The following is a 16,912-nucleotide window of genomic DNA, read 5'->3' as shown; positions in this document are numbered from 1 at the left end:
GGCCTGCGCAAACCGCATTATGCCGACTTTCTGGAAGCGGCCGTCCCGGTCGATTTTGTCGAGGTGATATCCGAGAACTTCATGGTTCCAGGCGGGCGGCCAAGGCGCATCCTGCACCAGGTGCGCGCGCGCTATCCAGTGGCGCTGCACGGGGTCTCGCTCTCCGTTGGCTCGGCCCATGGGCTGGACGCGGCATACCTGGCGCGTTTGCGTAGCCTGGTGGACGAGATCGAGCCGCTGTTCGTGTCAGACCACCTGAGCTGGTCCCGCACACCGGGCTTCAACGCGCACGATCTCTTGCCACTGCCCTATACCGCCGAAGCGCTCGATATCGTCTGCGCCAATCTGGCCCACGCCCAGGAGTGCCTGGGGCGTGCGATGCTGATCGAAAATCCGTCGAGCTACTTGGCCTTTGCCCAGTCCGACATGGCCGAGTGGGAATTCCTCGAACGGGTCTGCGCGCGGACCGGCTGCGGCCTGCTGCTCGATCTCAACAACATCCACGTTTCGGCGATCAACCACGGCTTCGACCCGCTCACCTATCTGGCCGGGGTGCCGCTGGACCGGGTGCGGCAGATCCACCTTGCCGGCCACAGCCAGGGCGAGACGCTGTTGATCGATACCCATGATCAGCCGGTCCCGCCTTCGGTATGGACGCTGTTTGCGCAAGTCATCAATCGCCTGGGCCCGGTCGCGGTGATGATCGAGCGCGATGACAATATCCCGCCGCTGGCTGACCTGCTGGCCGAACTCGACCAGGCCCGGAGCCTGGCACGGCGCGGGATTGCGGCATGACGCTGGCTATGTTTCAGGCCGAATTCGGCGACTGGCTGATGACCGGATCGGACCGGGCGGCGGCGCGCTTTGGCCCGGTGGCCCAAGCCGGATTGCTGGTCTACCAAAACAATTATCGGTCGGCGTTGATGGCCTGCCTTCACGAGAGCTTTCCGCAAACGGTGCAGTGGCTGGGGCCTGAAGACTTCCAGGCCAGCGCCGCCCGCTGCATCGATGATCGCCCGCCCGATAGCTGGTCGCTGGACCACTATGCCGCCCTGTTCCCGCAAAGCCTGGCCGCGCAATGGCCTGACGATCCCGAAGTGGCCGACCTCGCCGCGCTGGAACTGGCGCTGGCCGATGCTTTTGTCGGCCCCGATGCCGATCCGCTGCCCAGCGCCGCGTTGGGGCAGGTCGATTGGGACAAGGCCGTGCTCCGCTGCGTGCCCAGCACTCGCCTGGTGTCCTTGCGCACGAATGCGCCAGCGATCTGGTCCGCGCTGGTTCTTGGCGGCACCGTGCCGCGCGCGGAAAGGATGCCGCACCCCGTCGCTGTGCTGGTCTGGCGGCAAGGGGACACCGCCTGCTTTCGCACGCTGGACCCGGCGGAGGCCAAACTCGCCCCGCGGCTGCTGGCCGGCGTGTCGTTTGCCGAGGTGTGCCAACATCTGGTTTGCGCGCATGGTGAGGCAGAAGGTGTCAGGATCGCCGGTCACTGGCTGGCGCGATGGGCGACCGATGGCCTGCTGCATGGCGGTGCCCTGGCCTGAAATAATTGCGGTGCGGGAAAGGTGATGCAATAGAGGGGGCGGGTGCTCGCTGGCCAGAACGTGGTGCGGGCAGGCTTTTGCGCTGGTCGGGCCGCCAGCGGGCCAACAGTCGTGTCCGGACGTTTCCCGTGTTGCATACCCATGACTTTGCCAGTGCTCTTGCCCGGCTTTGCCACGCGCTTTGCCGAGGGGCCTCTGCATCCCGATTGCGGCCCGCACCGGTGCCGTGGCACCGGATCAACCGCCGCCGATTGGCGTTGAAGCGATCGCGGGTGCCGCACTGCGGCCCTCGGGAGTGGCGGCGGGCCTTTGCGCAGACAGCGGAGCAAGCATGGAAGCATTGACGGAACCGGCCCGGAACACAGGCATGCGGGTGGGCGCGCGGCTGAGCCGACTGGCGCTTTACCGCTGGTGGCGGCGCCGGGTCGTGGGGCAGGTCGATCACCAGGCGGTCGTTGCGCGCATCTTCGCGGAAAGCTGCTGGTCACCGCGCTATGCCTTCATGACGATGATGTCGGCCGGGATCGCGATGTTGGGGTTGCTGCTCTCGTCTCCGGCGGTGGTGATCGGCGCCATGCTGATCTCGCCGCTGATGAGCCCGATCCTGGGCTTCGGGTTCAGCCTCGCACTGTTCGATTTTGCCGAAATGCGCCGTTCGCTGCTGGCGCTGGCGGTCGGTGCGGTTGCGGCGGTGGCATTCACGGCGCTGATCGTCACGGTCTCGCCCTTGCAGGCCCCCACGGCCGAGATCGTGGCCCGCACGCGCCCCAATCTGTTCGATCTGGGCGTCGCCCTGTTCGCCGCGCTCGCGGGGAGCTTTGCGATCATTCGCGGGCGGGGCGAAACGATCGTGGGGGTGGCGATCGCTACCGCGCTAATGCCGCCGCTTGCCGTGGTCGGCTATGGCCTGGCAACGTGGAACCTGCCCGTGCTGGGCGGCGCATTGGCGCTGTTCGTCACCAACTTCATCACCATCGCGCTCTCGGCAACGGCGATGGCGCGCTATTACGGCTTTGGCCACCAGCTTTCCAGCCGTCAGAGCTGGACCCAGACCATCCTGCTGCTGCTGGTTTTTGTGGCCATGGCCGTGCCGCTCGGCCTGGCGCTCAACCGCATCGCGCGCGAGGCCCTGATCGTCTCGGAAGTGCGGTCGCTGCTGAACAAGCGCTTCGGCAGCGCTTCGCGCGTGACCCAGCTCGACGTGGCATTCGATCGCGAACCCAACGTCATTCGCGCGGTGGTCATCACGCCGCGCGGGCAGACGCAGAAGACCGTGGTGCTGCAAAAGGCGATCGAACAGGAACTCGGGCGCCCGGTTCGCCTCAATATCGACCAGATCCTGCTCGAACCGGGGGCCGGCGCGATCGAGGCGCAGCGCGAGGAACTGCGCCAGGCAGGCGATCAGCCGGACCTGGAGACACAGCGCCTGGCCGGAATCGCGCGGATGATCGCGCTGATCACCGGTGTTTCGGCCGATGACGTGACAATCGACCGGGATCATCACCGCGCCACGGCGGCGGCCGTGCCGCTGCCCGGCGCAACCGTTGCTACCTATCGCGTGCTCGAAGCCCGCGCTGCCGCGCAGACCGATGGCTGGAGCGTGGCGATCGTGCCACCGCAAGGCCCGCTGCCCGAGATCGCCTTTGCCAATGATGCCGACACGCTGGACCCGGTGGCGCGCGAGGCCGTGCTGGCTTCGGCATGGGCGGCGCGGCGGTGGAATGTGCCCGCGCTGGGCGTTCCGGGGCTGCCGGCCGGGACAACGCCGGCGCGGCCAAGTCTGGCCCAGCGGCGCGCCCTTGCCATCGCAGCAACGCTGGCGACGCAAGGCGTCAACGCGCTGCCAGCGCCCGGCGGTGGGCAGCGGTTCCACTTGTCGACCGGAGACGGCCAGTGATCGCCGGAGTGGCGCTGACGCCGTTCGATGCGGCGGCCATTCTCATCGTGCTGGCCGCCGGGCTGGGCTATTGCAACTATCGCTTCCTCAAATTGCCCGCCTCGATCGGGCTGACAGTCATGGGCGCGATTGCCTCGTTGCTCGTCGTCGGCATAGCCCGCGTCGTGCCCGGCGCCGCGTTCGCGCGGGATATCGTCGGGTTCATCGCCGGCATCGATTTCCACACCACGCTCATGGACGGCATGCTCTCGTTCCTGCTGTTTGCCGGCGCGCTGCATGTGGATTGGCACGAGATGCGGCGCGGTCGCTGGCCGATCATCGTGCTCAGCACCATCGGTGTGGCGCTGTCGACGGCCCTGATTGGTGGCGGCTTCCTGCTGCTGGCCCGCGCCATCGGCTTCGAACTGCCGGCGATCTGGTGCTTTGTGTTCGGCGCGCTGATCAGCCCGACCGATCCGGTCTCGGTGATGGGCGTGCTCAAGCGTGCCAACGTCTCGCCCACGCTCGAGGCGACGGTGGCGGGGGAAAGCCTGTTCAACGATGGCGTGGGCGTGGTCATCTTTACCATCCTGCTGGTATCGGCCTTGTCGGGTGAGGCCTTTTCCCTCGGCCATGCCGCCGGCCTGTTCGCCACCGAAGCGGGCGGCGGCGTCGTGCTCGGGCTGGTCATCGGCTGGATCGCGTTTCGGCTGATGCGCTCGATCGACGATTACAAGGTCGAAGTGCTGATCAGCCTTGCCGTCGTGATGGGCGGCTATGCCATTGCGCGGCCGCTCCATGCCAGCGGGCCGGTGGCCATGGCCGTAGCCGGGCTGATCATCGGCAATGCCGGTGTGGCCCATGCGATGAGCGACACGACCCGCGATTATCTGCACAAGTTCTGGGATCTGATCGACGATATCCTCAACACCGTGCTGTTCCTGTTGATCGGGCTGGAAGTGGTGACCATTCCGGGAGATCTGCGCCTGGTGGTCCTGGGCCTTGCCGCGATTCCGCTGGCACTCCTGGCGCGCTCGATCTCGGTGCTTCTGCCACTGTGCGCGATCCGGCCGGGGCATCGCTATGGTCTGGTGGCCCCCGTTACGCTGATCTGGGGCGGGCTGCGCGGTGGTATATCCATCGCCCTGGCGCTGGGGCTGCCCGATGGCCCGGCGCGCCCGATCATCCTGGCAGCGACCTACCTGGTCGTTCTGTTCTCGGTCATCGGGCAGGGCGGCACGATCAAGGGCGTGTTGCAGCGCCTGACCGCGAGGGATGAAGGAGCGCCGGCATGAAGGCGCGGCTGCTGCGGCTGTCGAACACCCTGCGCGAAAGCTATTGGTTCGTCCCCACGATCATGGCCCTGGCCGCGCTGCTGCTGGCCTTGACCACGGTGATGATCGACAGCCATGCCGGATCGACGACATGGACGACCGGACTGCCCGGGCTCGACACGGCCCGGCCCGATGGCGCGCGCAGCCTGCTGTCGGCGATCGGCGGTTCGATGATCGGCGTTGCCGGGACGACCTTCTCGGTCACCATCGCGGCGGTGGTCTATGCCTCGGGGCAATATGGCCCGCGTCTGCTCAGCAACTTCATGTCGGATCGGGGCAACCAGGTTACCCTCGGCACCTTCATCGCCACGTTCGTCTATTCGCTGGTGGTGCTGCGCACGATCCACTCGGCGGGGGAGGGCGGATCGGCGGTCGCGGCGTTCGTGCCGCAACTGGCGCTGTTGATCGCCCTGGTCCTGGTGCTGTGTTCGATCGCCGTGCTGATCTACTTCATCCACCATGTGCCGATGCAGATCCACATCAACAGCGTGATCGAACAGATCGGCGGGCGGTTGGTCGATGATATCGAGGCGCGCTTTCCGGCTCGGGACGAGCCCCCGTCTGCCACTTCCGCCAGCGCCATGCCGGTGCCCGCTGCCTTGTTGGCCGAGAGGCCCGTTGTCGGCCCGGACCGACCCGCCACGATCGCGTGCCAAGGCATGGGCTATATCCAGCTCATCGACGAAAGCACCGTCATCGCCGTGGCCAAGGAGCACGACATGGTCGTCCGTCTGCATCGCCAGCCGGGTGATTTCGTGCACAAGCACAGCGTCTTGATGACGGCCTGGCCGGCCGATGCCTGCACCGAGCAGGCGGCCACAGCCCTGCGCCATGCTGTCGCGCTTGGTTCGCGGCGCAGCGCGCTGCAAGACCTGCGGTTCCTGATCGATGAACTGGTGGAGATTGCCGCGCGCGCCTTGTCGCCGGGTGTCAACGATCCATTCACGGCCAGCAGTTGCCTCGACTGGCTTGGCGCGGCGCTGGCCACACTGGCGCGACGGCGCCTGCCGCCGTGCCAGCGCGTGGATGCGGAGGGAAGCCTGCGGCTGGTCGCGCAGCCCGTAACGTTCGAGGGTTTTGTCGACCGCGCGTTTGGCGCCCTTGCCCAGTATGCCAGCGCCGACATGATCGCCGGAAAGCACTATCTCGATGCACTGGGCGATGTTGCCCGCAACTGCGATGATCCTGCACTCATCGCAACGCTGGCCAGACAGGCCCGCGCCTTTCGCGCGCTAGCCGCCAAGGCGCTGGATGGCGCATGTCGCGATGCCGTGGTGGCGCGCGCCGACAGTGTGCTGAACGCCTTGGTCCATGCTGGCGCGCAAGACAGCCGCGCCGGCGATGCAGACCGAATGGAAGGGATCATATGATTGTTGCCGTTGCCCTGATCGTGGCGCTTGTCGTCACCCTGGCGCTGACCTTCGGCCGGTTTGCGCGCAGCGATACCTGGCGCGCGACGGTCACGCCCTTGGCGTCGATCATCGGATCGGGCTTTCTCATCTGCGGACCGCTGCTTGCGCGCGAGTTCGGCAGCGCGGCGCTCGGTGCCATGGCCGTTCTGCTGGCCATTGCCTATGCGGCGGGCGCGGTGATCCGGTTCAACATCGTCCATGTCGAACCCTATCTTGCCAGGGCCGGCTTCAACGATCCCGTCGCCTGGCTGGCACGGCTGACGCAGGGCGTGCTGGCACTCGCCTATGCGGTGTCGGTGGCCTATTACCTCAAGCTGCTGGCGGAATTCTCGCTCAAGCCGATCGCCATTGCGCCGGCGCTTCAGCCCCTTGCCGCCAATATCATCGTAACCGTGCTGATCGTGCTGATGACGCTGCTGGCCCTGGGGGGCAGCCTGCGCAAGGTAGAACATCTGGCCCACGGTACGGTCTCGCTCAAGATCGGGATCATCGCCGGCCTGCTCGTGGCGCTGGCGCTGGCGTGGGGGATCGGCGGGATGCAAGCGGCATTGCCGCCCGCGCGGCTGTCGTTCGCCAGCGTGCCGATGCTGCTCGGCTTGCTGATCACGGTGCAGGGCTTCGAGACCTCGCGCTATCTCGGCCATGCCTATCCGGCGGCATTGCGGGTCCGCACGATGCGGCATGCGCAGTGGATTTCCTCGGCGATCTACCTCGCATTCATCGCGCTGCTCACGCCGTTTCTGTCGCGCGCTGCGGCCACCCAGGGGGTCGCCGGCATTCTCGATATCATGGAACTGATCGCCCCGGCGCTCGGCGTGTTCGTGCTCATCGGCGCGGTTGCCAGCCAGTTGAGTGCGGCGGTGGCAGATTCTATCGGCTCGGGTGGCCTGATCAACGAGGTGTCACGGCGCAAGATCAGCGTGCCGCTCGCGTTCCTGCTGGCTGGCGCGCTGGCGATCGTCATCGTCTGGCTGACCGACCCATTCGAGGTGGTCGCGCTGTCATCGCGCGCCTTTGCCTTGTTCTATGCGCTGCAATGCGTACTGGCGCTGATCGTTTCGATCAGGAATGGCGTGGGAACAGCGGCGCAGCGGATCGGCTTTGGCGCCATCGGTCTGGTCTGCCTGGTCGCAGCGGCGGTCGGCGCACCGGCGGAAGGGTGAGGGGCTGCCACGGGGCTGCCGTCTCCCTGCGCGGTGCCACCCCAAGCGCGCGATTGCCGATGCCGCCAAGGCCATGCCCAGCCTCGTGACGATAACCGTTGGCATTTCCGCAGCGCTTTGAAATGAAGACCCAGCGAAGCGCTCCAGCGAAGGGTTGAAACCCAATCAACCTCTTCAAAACAAGGATGCCATGGGCCTCGCGATCTATATGGATTTTGCATGAATAGGGCGGGCGCTGCGATCAGGCGCTCGGCGCCTGATCTGCGGCAAATTGATCGTAGGCCTCCACCGCTTGAGCGGCATACATCAGGCTGGGACCAGCGCCCATGTAGATGGCGAGGCCCATGGCATCCATCACCTCTTCGCGGGAAGCACCGTGCCGGACGGCGGCCTGCGCGTGAAAGGCCACGCACCCATCGCAGCGGATCGCGACCGCAATGCCCAGCGCGATCAGCTCCTTGGTCTTGCTGTCCAATGCACCATTGGCCGTGGCGGCGCTGGCCATTGCAGAGAAATTCTTCATGACATCCGGTGCGCCAAGACGAACTTGCTTGATCGCGCCCGACAGTTCCTTGGCCATCTGCGGCCAGTCCTTGTGCATGACGTTCCTCCTTTCAAGGATTGATCTGTCCAGCCAGAGCATTCAATTGCCAGGCGGCAACCATGCGCTGGCCCTCCGCCTCGATGGCGGCCGCATCAGCTGCGGTGGCCTCGCGCTCGGCGTCGAGAACGGCCAGAGTGGGCTTGGCGCCGACCTTGGCTTCCAGTTGAACGCTGCGCAAAGCTTCGGCGGTCGCGGCGGAACGGGCCGCGCTGGCGTCGACCACGCGGCGCGCGGTCTGAAGGCCGGTCCAGGCGGCGATGACCGCAGCGTCGATTTGTTCCCGGGCCTCGCGCGCGCGCGCTTCGCTGGCGTCGAGCGTGGCGTCGGCCTCGTGGATTTTGGCGGTGGTGCGACCACCGGCAAACAAGGTCCAGCGGCCACGGATACCCACTGCCATCGCATCTGCGCGGTAATCTGGGAAGAATTGGTCGCGAGTGCGGGTCGCCTCGGCAAAGGCGCCAATGGTGGGCAGGCTTTCCGCCTTTGCGCCGCGTAACCCGGCTCGGGCGACGTCGATGCCTTTTTCGGCCTGTGCGAGGACGGGATTGGCGTGATGGGCATTGTCGAGCGCCTCGTCCAGGCTGGGCGGGGTGGCGGGCAGCGCTGGCAAGGGGGCGAGCGCGCCCGCTTCATGGCCGGTCAGGCGGACATATTGGGCCTCTGCGGTCACGCGGCGGCCCTGCGCGGCAGCTAGGCCAGCTTCGCCCTCGGCCCGGCGGGCGGTGGCAGCGGCAAGATCCGAGGCGGGGATTTCGCCGGCTTGAAATCGCAAGCGGGCTTGCCGCTCGACTTCGGCCAGTTCGGTGGCCATTTGCTGAAAGCGTGTCTCGATCCGGCGCGCTGCCAATACCTCAGCATGCGCAGCCACCGCGCCCACGATCACCCGCGACCTTGCATCGGCCAGCGCCAGCGTGGCGATCGCCTGCCCCCCACGCGCCTGGTCCACCGCCGCAGTCACCCGCCCGCCGGCATACAGTGGCATTTCCGCGCCTGCTCGCACTGCCAGCGGCGTGACATTGCTGGCGGTAAAGCCAAAGAAGCCACCATTGTCGATGCGCCCGGCGCCAATCTGTCCTTCGACGCTGAGCATCGGGTTGCCCTGTGCCTTGGCGCCGTCGAGCCTTGCTTGTGCCTGCGCTTCTCCCGCCTGGGCCTCGGCCAGGACAGGAGCGTGCGCCAAGGCATCGGCGATGGTGGCATTCAGATCCTGCCCTTCGGCAAAGGCGGGCGAGGCCACCAACAAGGGCAACAGCATGATCAGATGACGCATGGCATCGGCCCTTATTTGAACGCGCAGCCCGGCTTTACGCCCAGCGCGCGGAACAGGATGGCGGCGGGACAAAAGCCCGTCACACTGGCTTGGACCATGTTGGCCCCGGCAAACATGGTGAGGTAAATCCATGCAGGGTTCACGAACTGGGCGGCCAAGGCGCTGCCCAAAACAACTGCCCCGGCAAAGCGCATCACAGCGGAATCAAGGCTCATCACACATCCTCCTTGGTGGTTTCTTTCAGCTTGTTGATACCCAGCATTTGCAGCGCGAGCTTTTCATAGAAGGGCTCGCTGACGCCCGAGCGGACCTTCTTGAGGAAGTATTTTTCAAAGCCGACCTTGGCGAGGTGAACCCATTTGCCATGAGACGACCAATTGACGTTACGCGGCGGGATCTGGGGCTGGGCCACAAAGGCAACGCCTCCGTCGCCGAAATCGGCAAGGCACACCGCGTTCCAGCTCGGCACTTCATTCGGCTCACGCCCATCAAGTTCGGCGGCGATATTGTGGGCCACGGCCGTCACCATGCTCTCGATCATGAAGCCGGTCTTGGGCACGCCCACAGGAACCGGCGTCGGTCCCAGCGGCGGAATCGCCACGCAAACGCCCAGCGAGTAGACGTTCTTGAAATTGGGGTTGCGCTGGTGCTTGTCGGCCAGGATGAACCCGCGCGGATTGGTCAGCCCTTCGATGCCATACACGGCCTTGATGCCGCGGAAGGCGGGCAGCAGCATCGAGAAGCCGAACGGTAGATCATGCACCTTCTTGACGGCGCCATCCTCACCCACTTCCTCGACATGGGCCATGCCGTCATCGAAGCTGGTGACGCGGGCGTTGGTCACCCACTTGATGTGCCGCTCGCGCAACTGGCTTTCCAGCAGGCCCTTGGTGTCACCCACGCCGTCGAGGCCGAGGTGGCCGATATAGGGCTCGCTGGTGACGAAAGTCATCGGCACCTGGTCGCGGATTTTGCGACGGCGTAGCTCGGTATCGAGGATGAGCGCGAATTCGTAGGCCGGACCGAAACATGAAGCGCCTTGCGCCGCGCCCACCACGATCGGCTTTGGGTTTTTGCAGAATTCGTCAAACACGTCGGCGGCATGTGCCGCATGGTCGGTCCGGCAGACCGAAACCGTGTGGCCATCGGGGCCAAAGCCGGGAATCTCATCAAATGCCAGTTCAGGCCCCGTGGCGATCACCAGATAGTCATAAGACATGCTGGTGCCGTCGCGCAGTTCCACGCGGTTTTCGGCTGGATGGACGCGGGCGGCACCAACGCTGGTAAAAGTGATGCCCTTCTTGGCCATGACCGGCGGCAGCGACACGCGGATCGCGTCGGTCTCGCGCCACCGCACCGCCACCCATGGGTTGCTCGGCACGAACCAGTAATCGTCACTGTCCGACACCACGGACACCTCTGCGCGGCCTTTGGTAGCATCTCGGATCTCGTAGGCGGCGATGGTACCGCCGAGACCAGCGCCCAGCACAAGGATGCGGGGCAATGCGTTTGCAGGCTTGGACATGGATCAGCTCTCCCAGAGATATGCGGCCCCTTGGCTTTCTGACCGATGGGGACTCGGCATCCGCTTCAATCGCACTTGACTAATATGATTATTAAGCAATATAAGCAAGTGGTGTTTTTTACGCGTCTTCATACGCTGCGGAATGGGAGAGCGAATCATGGTCTTTGGCTTTGGAAAGTCGGCAAAACACCGGGAGGTTGGGCCGCAGGAACTGGCGGGCATGGTTGCCGCGAATCAGGTTCTCGTCGTCGATGTGCGCGAGGTGGACGAATTCGCGAGCGGGCACATTCCCGGCTCGATCAACATGCCGCTGTCCACTTTTCAGCCCAGCAAGCTGCCCGCTCCCGGGGCCAGGCAACTTGTCCTGACCTGCCTCGGTGGCAAGCGGTCGGGCATGGCGCTCGACAAATGCGCGGCTGCGCAAGCCAGTGTCGACACCCATCTGGCTGGCGGTTTTGGCGCCTGGGCCAAGGCTGGATTGCCGGTCGAGCGCTGAGTGCAGGCGCGCAGGATCGGGCGCATCGGGCGTGGGTACGGGAGATGACAATGGTTAGATGCCACTGGTGGGTGAAAGGCATGCAGGGCCGGGGTTTGACGGTCGGGGCCTTGGGTGTTGCGCTCATGGCGGCAACACTTCAGGGCTGTGGGCAGGACAAACCTGTGCCTGACGCGGGAGTGTCGGCGAACGGGCCACGCTTGACCGTAACTGCCAGCGATACGCCCGACTGGCAAAGCGTGTCTGCCGAGGTGACCAGCCAGGACCAGGCGCAAGTGCTGGCGCGCATTCCTGGCCTGCTGACCAGCCTGTCTGTGCGCGCCGGCGATATGGTGCGGCAGGGCCAGGTCATCGGCCGGATTGCCGACAGTCAGCTCACCTATCAATCCGCCGCTTATGGCGCCCAAGCTGCCGCCGCACAGGCGCAGGCCGCACAGGCCAAGGCCGAGCTGGATCGCGTCAAGTTCCTGGCCGCCAATGGCGTCTATGCCAAGGCGCGTCTGGAGCAGGCCGAGGCAGGCGCCAGCGCCGCCGCGGCCCAGACACGGGCCGCCCATGCCCAGCAGGCCAGCATTCGCGCGATGGCGGGCAATGGTGCGGTGGTCGCGCCAGCCAACGGCCGCGTGTTGCGCGCGGATGTGCCGGCCGGATCGCCGGTGGTGCCAGGGATGGTGGTGGCGGTGGTCACCTCCGGCCCGGTGGTGCTGCGGCTCGATCTGCCAGAAGGTCTGGCGGCCAAGGTGAAACCGGGCGCGCGGGTGCGCGTCGATGGGATGAGCGGCGAGGGCAGCGTGACGCGCATCTATCCGGCGGTAACCGCTGGGCAGGTCAGTGCGGATGTCGCCATGGCCGGGCTGGATTCGAGCCTGATCGGGCGGCGCATGGCGGCGCAGTTGGCGGCTGGATTCCATCGCGGGATCATCGTGCCCCGCGCTTTCATCGTCACGCGCTACGGCCTCGACTATGTGCAGGTTGCGACAAAATCTGGCGGGGTAATGCAAGTGCCCGTGCAGACATCGCCCGCCGCAGATGCCAAGAGTGTCGAAATCCTCTCGGGCGTCAATGCCGGCGACGTGCTCGTGGGAGGCGCCTCATGAATCTGGGCATTTCCGGGCGCATCACGCGTGCCACCATTGCCTCGCCCCTGACGCCACTGTTCCTGCTGGCGGCGATCCTTGTCGGGCTGATCGCCACGATTACCATTCCGCGCGAGGAAGAGCCGCAGATCAAGGTGCCGATGGTCGACATTCGCGTTGCCGCGCCCGGTCTTTCGGCGGCGGACAGCGTGGAACTGGCAGGCAAGCCGCTCGAGCAGATCGTCAAGAGCATCGACGGCGTCGAGCATGTCTACACCCAGGCGCAAGACAATGGCGTGATGGTGACGGCCCGGTTCAATGTGGGCCAAGACCCTGAAGCGGCCGCCACCCGTGTGGACGAGAAGATCAAGGCGAACATCGACAAGATCCCTGCCGGCGTCCAGCCCCCGCAGATCACCGTGCGCGGCATCAGCGACGTGCCCATCGTGGTCTTGACGCTCACCCCCAAAGGACCGGGCTGGGACGAACGCAGCCTTTACACGCTGGCTAGCAAGCTGCGCACGGAAGTGGCCAAGGTGGACGATGTGGGCTTGACCTTCATCACCGGGGGACAGCGCGAGGCGATCCGCGTTGTCCCCGATCCGGCAAGGCTGGCGGCGGCGCGTGTGCCGCTCTCTAGCGTCATTGATGTCATCCGTCAGGGTGGCCGCAGCTTCCCCGCCGGCTCGGTCCGCGAGGGTGGGGCAGCGCTGGCCGTGAGCGCAGGCGCGCCTTTCGCCAGTGTGGATGAGGTGCGCCGGCTGACAGTGCGCTCTGCAAGCGGCGCGCCGGTGCTTCTGGGCGATGTTGCACAGGTTGAGCAAGGCGGCGCGCAGGATCAGGCGCGCAGCTGGCGCTGGAGCAAGGATGGCAGCGGATGGCGACAAGCGCCTGCTGTCTCCATCGCCATTGCCAAGCGCAACGGGGCCAATGCCGTCACTGTTTCTCAAGGTGTAGTGGCGCGGGTCGAGGCGTTGAAGGGCGGGCTGATCCCGGCCAGCGTTTCGGTCAATGTCACGCGCGACTATGGCGAAACGGCGAATGACAAGGCCAATGAACTGATCTTCCATCTGGCTTTGGCGACAGTGTCCATCGTCATCCTGATCGGCTTCGCCATCGGTTGGCGCGAGGCGGGGGTGACGGCGATTGTCATTCCCACCACCATCATGCTCACCATGTTCGCCTCGCGGATCATGGGCTTCTCGATCAATCGCGTATCGCTGTTCGCGCTCATCTTTTCGATCGGCATTCTGGTCGATGACGCCATCGTGATGATCGAGAACATCGCCCGGCACTGGGGCATGAACGATGGTCGCAGTCGCCAGCAGGCCGCTATCGAGGCCGTGGCCGAGGTGGGCAATCCCACGATTATCGCGACCTTGACGGTGGTGGCCGCCTTGCTGCCGATGCTGTTCGTTTCGGGGTTGATGGGGCCTTACATGGCGCCGATCCCGATCAATGCCTCGGCGGCGATGGTGTTCAGCTTCTTTGTTGCGGTGGTGATCGCGCCCTGGCTGATGATCCGCTTTGCGCGGGGTGCGCTCGCCCATGGCCATGCGGGCGAGGATGGCGGCAAGCTCGGCGCGCTCTATGCCCGCTATGCCAAGCGCGTGATCGCCACGCGGGCCAGCGCCAAGCGCTTTCTGATCGGCGTTGGCGTTGCCACTTTGGTGGCCTGCTCGATGTTCTATTTCAAGGCCGTGACGGTCAAGCTCTTGCCCTTCGACAACAAGAGCGAAGTGCAACTGGTGGCTGATATGCCCGAAGGCACTTCGCTGGAGGAAACCTCGCGCATTCTGGAGCAGGCCAGCGCCATTGCGCGCCAGATCCCCGAAGTGAGCGCGATGGAAGCCTATGCAGGTACGGCGGCGCCGTTCAACTTCAATGGCCTCGTGCGCCATTATTTCCTGCGCAGCCAGCCCAATCAGGGCGATGTCATGGTCAGCCTCGCCGCTAAAGGCGATCGCAGCCGGTCGAGCCATGCCATTGCCGTTGATCTGCGTGAACGGTTGCGGGCGCTGGCACTGCCTGCCGGTGGCGTGATCAAGGTGGTGGAAACGCCGCCGGGGCCGCCGGTGCTGGCGACCTTGCTGGCAGAAGTCTACGGACCTGACGAGGCGACACGGCAGAAAACCGCGCTGGTGCTCGAACAGATTTTCAAGTCCGTGCCCTTCATCGTCGATACCGACAACTCGTTCGGCGTGGCCCGTCCAACGCTGCGACTGGTGCCTGATCGCGACAAGCTGGATCACTATGGCTTGGCAGAGAGCCAGGTGCTCGACAGCATCGGTGCGCTGATGGGGCGGCAAACGCTCGCCTACGTGCCGCGCGGCGCCGATCGTGAACCTCTGCCGGTGGAGATCGGCCTCGATCAATCGCAGCGGAGTTGGTCGGGCGCGCTGGCGGCGACGCCTGTGGCGGCCACGCCCGCGGGGCAGCTGCTCAGCCTTGGTGAACTGGTTGATGCCAAGGCCCAATCTGGCGGGCAGGCGATCTTCCGCCGCGACGGGCGGGGCGCCACCATGGTGATGGCCGACATGGCGGGCCGCTACGAGGCACCGATCTATGGCCTGCTGGCGGTGGACAAGGCAGTGGAGGCCTATGACTGGGTGGGCCATGGGCTAACGAAACCGACTATCCTGATGCACGGCCAGCCCGACGACGAAAGCCACACATCGATCCTGTGGGATGGCGAATGGGAGATCACCTGGGTCACCTTCCGCGACATGGGCGGAGCCTTCATGGTGGCGCTGCTGGCGATCTATGTGCTGGTGGTGGGGCAGTTTGGCAGCTTCAAACTGCCGCTGGTGATTCTCACGCCCGTGCCGCTGACGCTGATCGGCATTGTCTTGGGCCATATGCTGTTTGGCGCGCCGTTTACCGCCACCAGCATGATTGGCTTCATCGCGCTGGCCGGGATCATCGTGCGCAACTCGATCCTGTTGGTCGATTTCATCCGCCATACCGCCACGCCCGGCAAATCGCTGCGCGATGTGTTGATCGAGGCCGGGCGTATTCGCGTCAAACCCATCGCGCTGACCGCCGCTGCCGCCATGATCGGCGCAAGTGTGATCCTCACCGATCCGATCTTTCAGGGGCTGGCCATTTCTCTGCTGTTCGGGCTGGCTTCCTCCACGTTGCTCACCCTTCTGGTCATTCCCGCCATCTACGTGGTCTTGCGGGATGACGGGATTGCCTTATCTGGAGGGGCACTATGAAGCTCACTGACCTTTCCGAATTGAAATCGAACGCTACGCATATGGCGGCGCGGCTCAAGCTCATGAGTCATCCCGAGCGCCTGTTGATGCTGTGCCGCATGGACGAAGGTGAGGTCAGCGTGAGCGAGCTGGTGGCGATGACGGGCCTTTCGCAGTCCGCCGTTTCGCAGCACCTGGCCATGTTGCGCGCCGAAGGTGCGGTGAACGTGCGCATCGACGCGCAGGTACGCTGGTACAGCCTGAGCGATCCCGTCGTTTCGGGTGTGATCCACGCCATGTGCGCGCTATGCGATGCGGGCGCTGTTGGTATGCACGCCAAGGCCTGCTGAAGGTTTCGGTTAAAGACTGATCGTCTGATTGGCCAAGGCTAGGCGGTGGCTGATCAAGATCAGCCCCGTCCCTGTCTCCTCCAGCTACGCGCCAAGCCTTTGCACAAGGCGGCTTTCGATTGCGGCGTCCAGTACTGCGCTCGGTTGATGCAGCACCAGCCATGGGTGCCCGGCCAGCAAGGCCCGCGCAAAGGCTACACGCCGTCTTTGCCCGCGAGACAGCTGCGCCCATCGCCGCCCAGCCATTGATGCAATCCATCCGGGACGCTTCCAGCAGATCGACATCGCGGCCAAAGCAGGCAGCCATCTCGCCGCGGCGCAAAGGCAGTGGCCCCGCCAGTGTCGGCTTAGCGATGTGGGCCAATAGCTCCATGCGCAGATCAGCCCGCGCAAACGGCGCGGCGCGGTGGCCCAGCATCCGCTCGCCGTAGCGGGCGCCCTGGACGGAGCGAGCGAGGGAAAGGGACTTGACCATATTACAAATCAATAAATTTAGAAATATCTGCAATTAGCAAGCGAGTCTACGCGTGTGTGTCGCCTGCCATTGCCGGTGTTGTGCGGAATGCGCAGCCTTACCAAGGGGGGCATGTCCGATGGATATGGCGGTTGTTGAGTTATCCCGGCTGCAGTTTGCACTGACAGCCATGTACCATTTTCTTTTCGTGCCTTTGACGCTCGGCCTCTCTTTCATGCTGGTCATCATGGAGAGCATCTATGTGATCACCAAGCGCCCAATCTGGCGGGTGATCACGCGGTTCTGGGGCAAGCTGTTTGGCATCAACTTCGTGTTGGGCGTGGCAACGGGCCTGACCATGGAGTTCGAGTTCGGCACCAACTGGGCCTATTACGCTCACTACGTTGGGGATATTTTCGGTGCCCCGCTGGCGATTGAAGGGCTGATGGCCTTCTTCCTCGAAGCGACCATGGTCGGCGTGATGTTCTTCGGCTGGGATCGCCTGGGCCGGGTACAGCACTTGATGGTCACCTTTCTGGTCGCGCTGGGCACCAATCTTTCGGCGCTGTGGATCCTGATCGCCAATGGCTGGATGCAGAACCCGGTTGGCG

The 16,912-nt window shown here is 64.9% G+C and carries 15 protein-coding genes; 11 read left to right on the top strand and 4 right to left on the bottom strand.

The features are described 5' to 3' along the window. The 6 genes from bufB to SCA01S_RS21055 all read left to right on the top strand — a co-directional run. Positions 1-795, top strand: a 795-nt coding sequence (gene bufB / locus SCA01S_RS21080) for an MNIO family bufferin maturase (protein ID WP_062788745.1), incomplete at its 5' end; no start/stop codon positions are given. Further along, on the top strand, positions 792-1,544 hold the full coding sequence (locus SCA01S_RS21075; RefSeq protein WP_062788744.1) for an HvfC/BufC N-terminal domain-containing protein: 753 nt from the start codon (positions 792-794) through the stop codon (positions 1,542-1,544). The genes bufB and SCA01S_RS21075, both read left to right, overlap by 4 nt. A 331-nt stretch (positions 1,545-1,875) precedes the next feature. Continuing rightward, complete coding sequence (locus SCA01S_RS21070; protein WP_062788742.1) at positions 1,876-3,441, top strand: DUF389 domain-containing protein; 1,566 nt, start codon at positions 1,876-1,878, stop codon at positions 3,439-3,441. Further along, entirely contained in the window at positions 3,438-4,715 is a 1,278-nt protein-coding gene (locus tag SCA01S_RS21065; RefSeq protein WP_062788741.1) for a cation:proton antiporter, read from the top strand. The genes SCA01S_RS21070 and SCA01S_RS21065 overlap by 4 nt, the downstream gene beginning before the upstream one ends. Beyond that, positions 4,712-6,124 carry a DUF2254 domain-containing protein gene (locus SCA01S_RS21060; RefSeq protein ID WP_084391171.1) on the top strand — a complete coding sequence of 471 codons (1,413 nt, stop codon included), beginning with the start codon at positions 4,712-4,714 and terminating at the stop codon, positions 6,122-6,124. The genes SCA01S_RS21065 and SCA01S_RS21060 overlap by 4 nt, the downstream gene beginning before the upstream one ends. Beyond that, positions 6,121-7,329 (top strand): Aq_097 family APC-type transporter, encoded by a 1,209-nt coding sequence (locus SCA01S_RS21055; protein WP_062788739.1) that lies wholly within the window; start codon positions 6,121-6,123, stop codon positions 7,327-7,329. Before SCA01S_RS21060 ends, SCA01S_RS21055 begins: the two co-directional genes overlap by 4 nt. Positions 7,330-7,570: 241 nt before the next feature. Here the strand turns inward: SCA01S_RS21055 and SCA01S_RS21050 are convergent, their stop codons facing one another. From SCA01S_RS21050 to SCA01S_RS21035, 4 genes are read right to left on the bottom strand one after another with little or no spacing between them, the layout of a single operon-like run. Next, entirely contained in the window at positions 7,571-7,930 is a 360-nt protein-coding gene (locus SCA01S_RS21050; protein ID WP_054132106.1) for a carboxymuconolactone decarboxylase family protein, read from the bottom strand. Between the two features lie 13 nt (positions 7,931-7,943). Beyond that, complete coding sequence (locus SCA01S_RS21045; RefSeq protein WP_062788737.1) at positions 7,944-9,203, bottom strand: TolC family protein; 1,260 nt, start codon at positions 9,201-9,203, stop codon at positions 7,944-7,946. 11 nt (positions 9,204-9,214) lie between these two features. Then, a complete protein-coding gene (locus SCA01S_RS21040; RefSeq protein WP_062788736.1) occupies positions 9,215-9,418 on the bottom strand; it encodes a YgaP family membrane protein in 204 nt (67 codons plus the stop codon). After that, positions 9,418-10,728 carry an NAD(P)/FAD-dependent oxidoreductase gene (locus tag SCA01S_RS21035; protein ID WP_062788734.1) on the bottom strand — a complete coding sequence of 437 codons (1,311 nt, stop codon included), beginning with the start codon at positions 10,726-10,728 and terminating at the stop codon, positions 9,418-9,420. Before SCA01S_RS21035 ends, SCA01S_RS21040 begins: the two co-directional genes overlap by 1 nt. Before the next feature lie 157 nt (positions 10,729-10,885). Between SCA01S_RS21035 and SCA01S_RS21030 the strand changes: the two genes are divergently transcribed. The 5 genes from SCA01S_RS21030 to SCA01S_RS21010 all read left to right on the top strand — a co-directional run. Further along, positions 10,886-11,224: a rhodanese-like domain-containing protein gene (locus SCA01S_RS21030; protein WP_022677830.1), complete on the top strand. Its 339-nt coding sequence runs from the start codon at positions 10,886-10,888 to the stop codon at positions 11,222-11,224. 200 nt (positions 11,225-11,424) lie between these two features. Beyond that, positions 11,425-12,321 (top strand): efflux RND transporter periplasmic adaptor subunit, encoded by an 897-nt coding sequence (locus SCA01S_RS21025; RefSeq protein WP_245652859.1) that lies wholly within the window; start codon positions 11,425-11,427, stop codon positions 12,319-12,321. Further along, positions 12,318-15,518 carry an efflux RND transporter permease subunit gene (locus tag SCA01S_RS21020; protein ID WP_062788731.1) on the top strand — a complete coding sequence of 1,067 codons (3,201 nt, stop codon included), beginning with the start codon at positions 12,318-12,320 and terminating at the stop codon, positions 15,516-15,518. Before SCA01S_RS21025 ends, SCA01S_RS21020 begins: the two co-directional genes overlap by 4 nt. Next, on the top strand, positions 15,515-15,847 hold the full coding sequence (locus SCA01S_RS21015) for an ArsR/SmtB family transcription factor (protein ID WP_062788729.1): 333 nt from the start codon (positions 15,515-15,517) through the stop codon (positions 15,845-15,847). Before SCA01S_RS21020 ends, SCA01S_RS21015 begins: the two co-directional genes overlap by 4 nt. 593 nt (positions 15,848-16,440) lie before the next feature. Next, positions 16,441-16,912: cytochrome ubiquinol oxidase subunit I (locus SCA01S_RS21010; RefSeq protein ID WP_174544821.1), on the top strand; the 472-nt coding region annotated here is incomplete at its 3' end.

Origin of the sequence: Novosphingobium capsulatum NBRC 12533, assembly GCF_001598375.1 — a bacterium.
In the GTDB taxonomy this organism is placed as follows: domain Bacteria; phylum Pseudomonadota; class Alphaproteobacteria; order Sphingomonadales; family Sphingomonadaceae; genus Novosphingobium; species Novosphingobium capsulatum.
Note: the sequence above shows the minus strand (reverse complement) of the source record. Positions and strands in the feature narration are given on the sequence as shown.

What these genes read in the sequence shown, in the direction of transcription:
- SCA01S_RS21050 (WP_054132106.1), bottom strand. Translation starts at nt 7,930, where the DNA reads ATGCACAAGGACTGGCCGCAGATGGCCAAGGAACTGTCGGGCGCGATC.
- SCA01S_RS21075 (WP_062788744.1), top strand. Translation starts at nt 792, where the DNA reads ATGACGCTGGCTATGTTTCAGGCCGAATTCGGCGACTGGCTGATGACC.
- SCA01S_RS21020 (WP_062788731.1), top strand. Translation starts at nt 12,318, where the DNA reads ATGAATCTGGGCATTTCCGGGCGCATCACGCGTGCCACCATTGCCTCG.
- SCA01S_RS21030 (WP_022677830.1), top strand. Translation starts at nt 10,886, where the DNA reads ATGGTCTTTGGCTTTGGAAAGTCGGCAAAACACCGGGAGGTTGGGCCG.
- SCA01S_RS21015 (WP_062788729.1), top strand. Translation starts at nt 15,515, where the DNA reads ATGAAGCTCACTGACCTTTCCGAATTGAAATCGAACGCTACGCATATG.
- SCA01S_RS21060 (WP_084391171.1), top strand. Translation starts at nt 4,712, where the DNA reads ATGAAGGCGCGGCTGCTGCGGCTGTCGAACACCCTGCGCGAAAGCTAT.
- SCA01S_RS21045 (WP_062788737.1), bottom strand. Translation starts at nt 9,203, where the DNA reads ATGCGTCATCTGATCATGCTGTTGCCCTTGTTGGTGGCCTCGCCCGCC.
- SCA01S_RS21055 (WP_062788739.1), top strand. Translation starts at nt 6,121, where the DNA reads ATGATTGTTGCCGTTGCCCTGATCGTGGCGCTTGTCGTCACCCTGGCG.
- SCA01S_RS21035 (WP_062788734.1), bottom strand. Translation starts at nt 10,728, where the DNA reads ATGTCCAAGCCTGCAAACGCATTGCCCCGCATCCTTGTGCTGGGCGCT.
- SCA01S_RS21040 (WP_062788736.1), bottom strand. Translation starts at nt 9,418, where the DNA reads ATGAGCCTTGATTCCGCTGTGATGCGCTTTGCCGGGGCAGTTGTTTTG.
- SCA01S_RS21070 (WP_062788742.1), top strand. Translation starts at nt 1,876, where the DNA reads ATGGAAGCATTGACGGAACCGGCCCGGAACACAGGCATGCGGGTGGGC.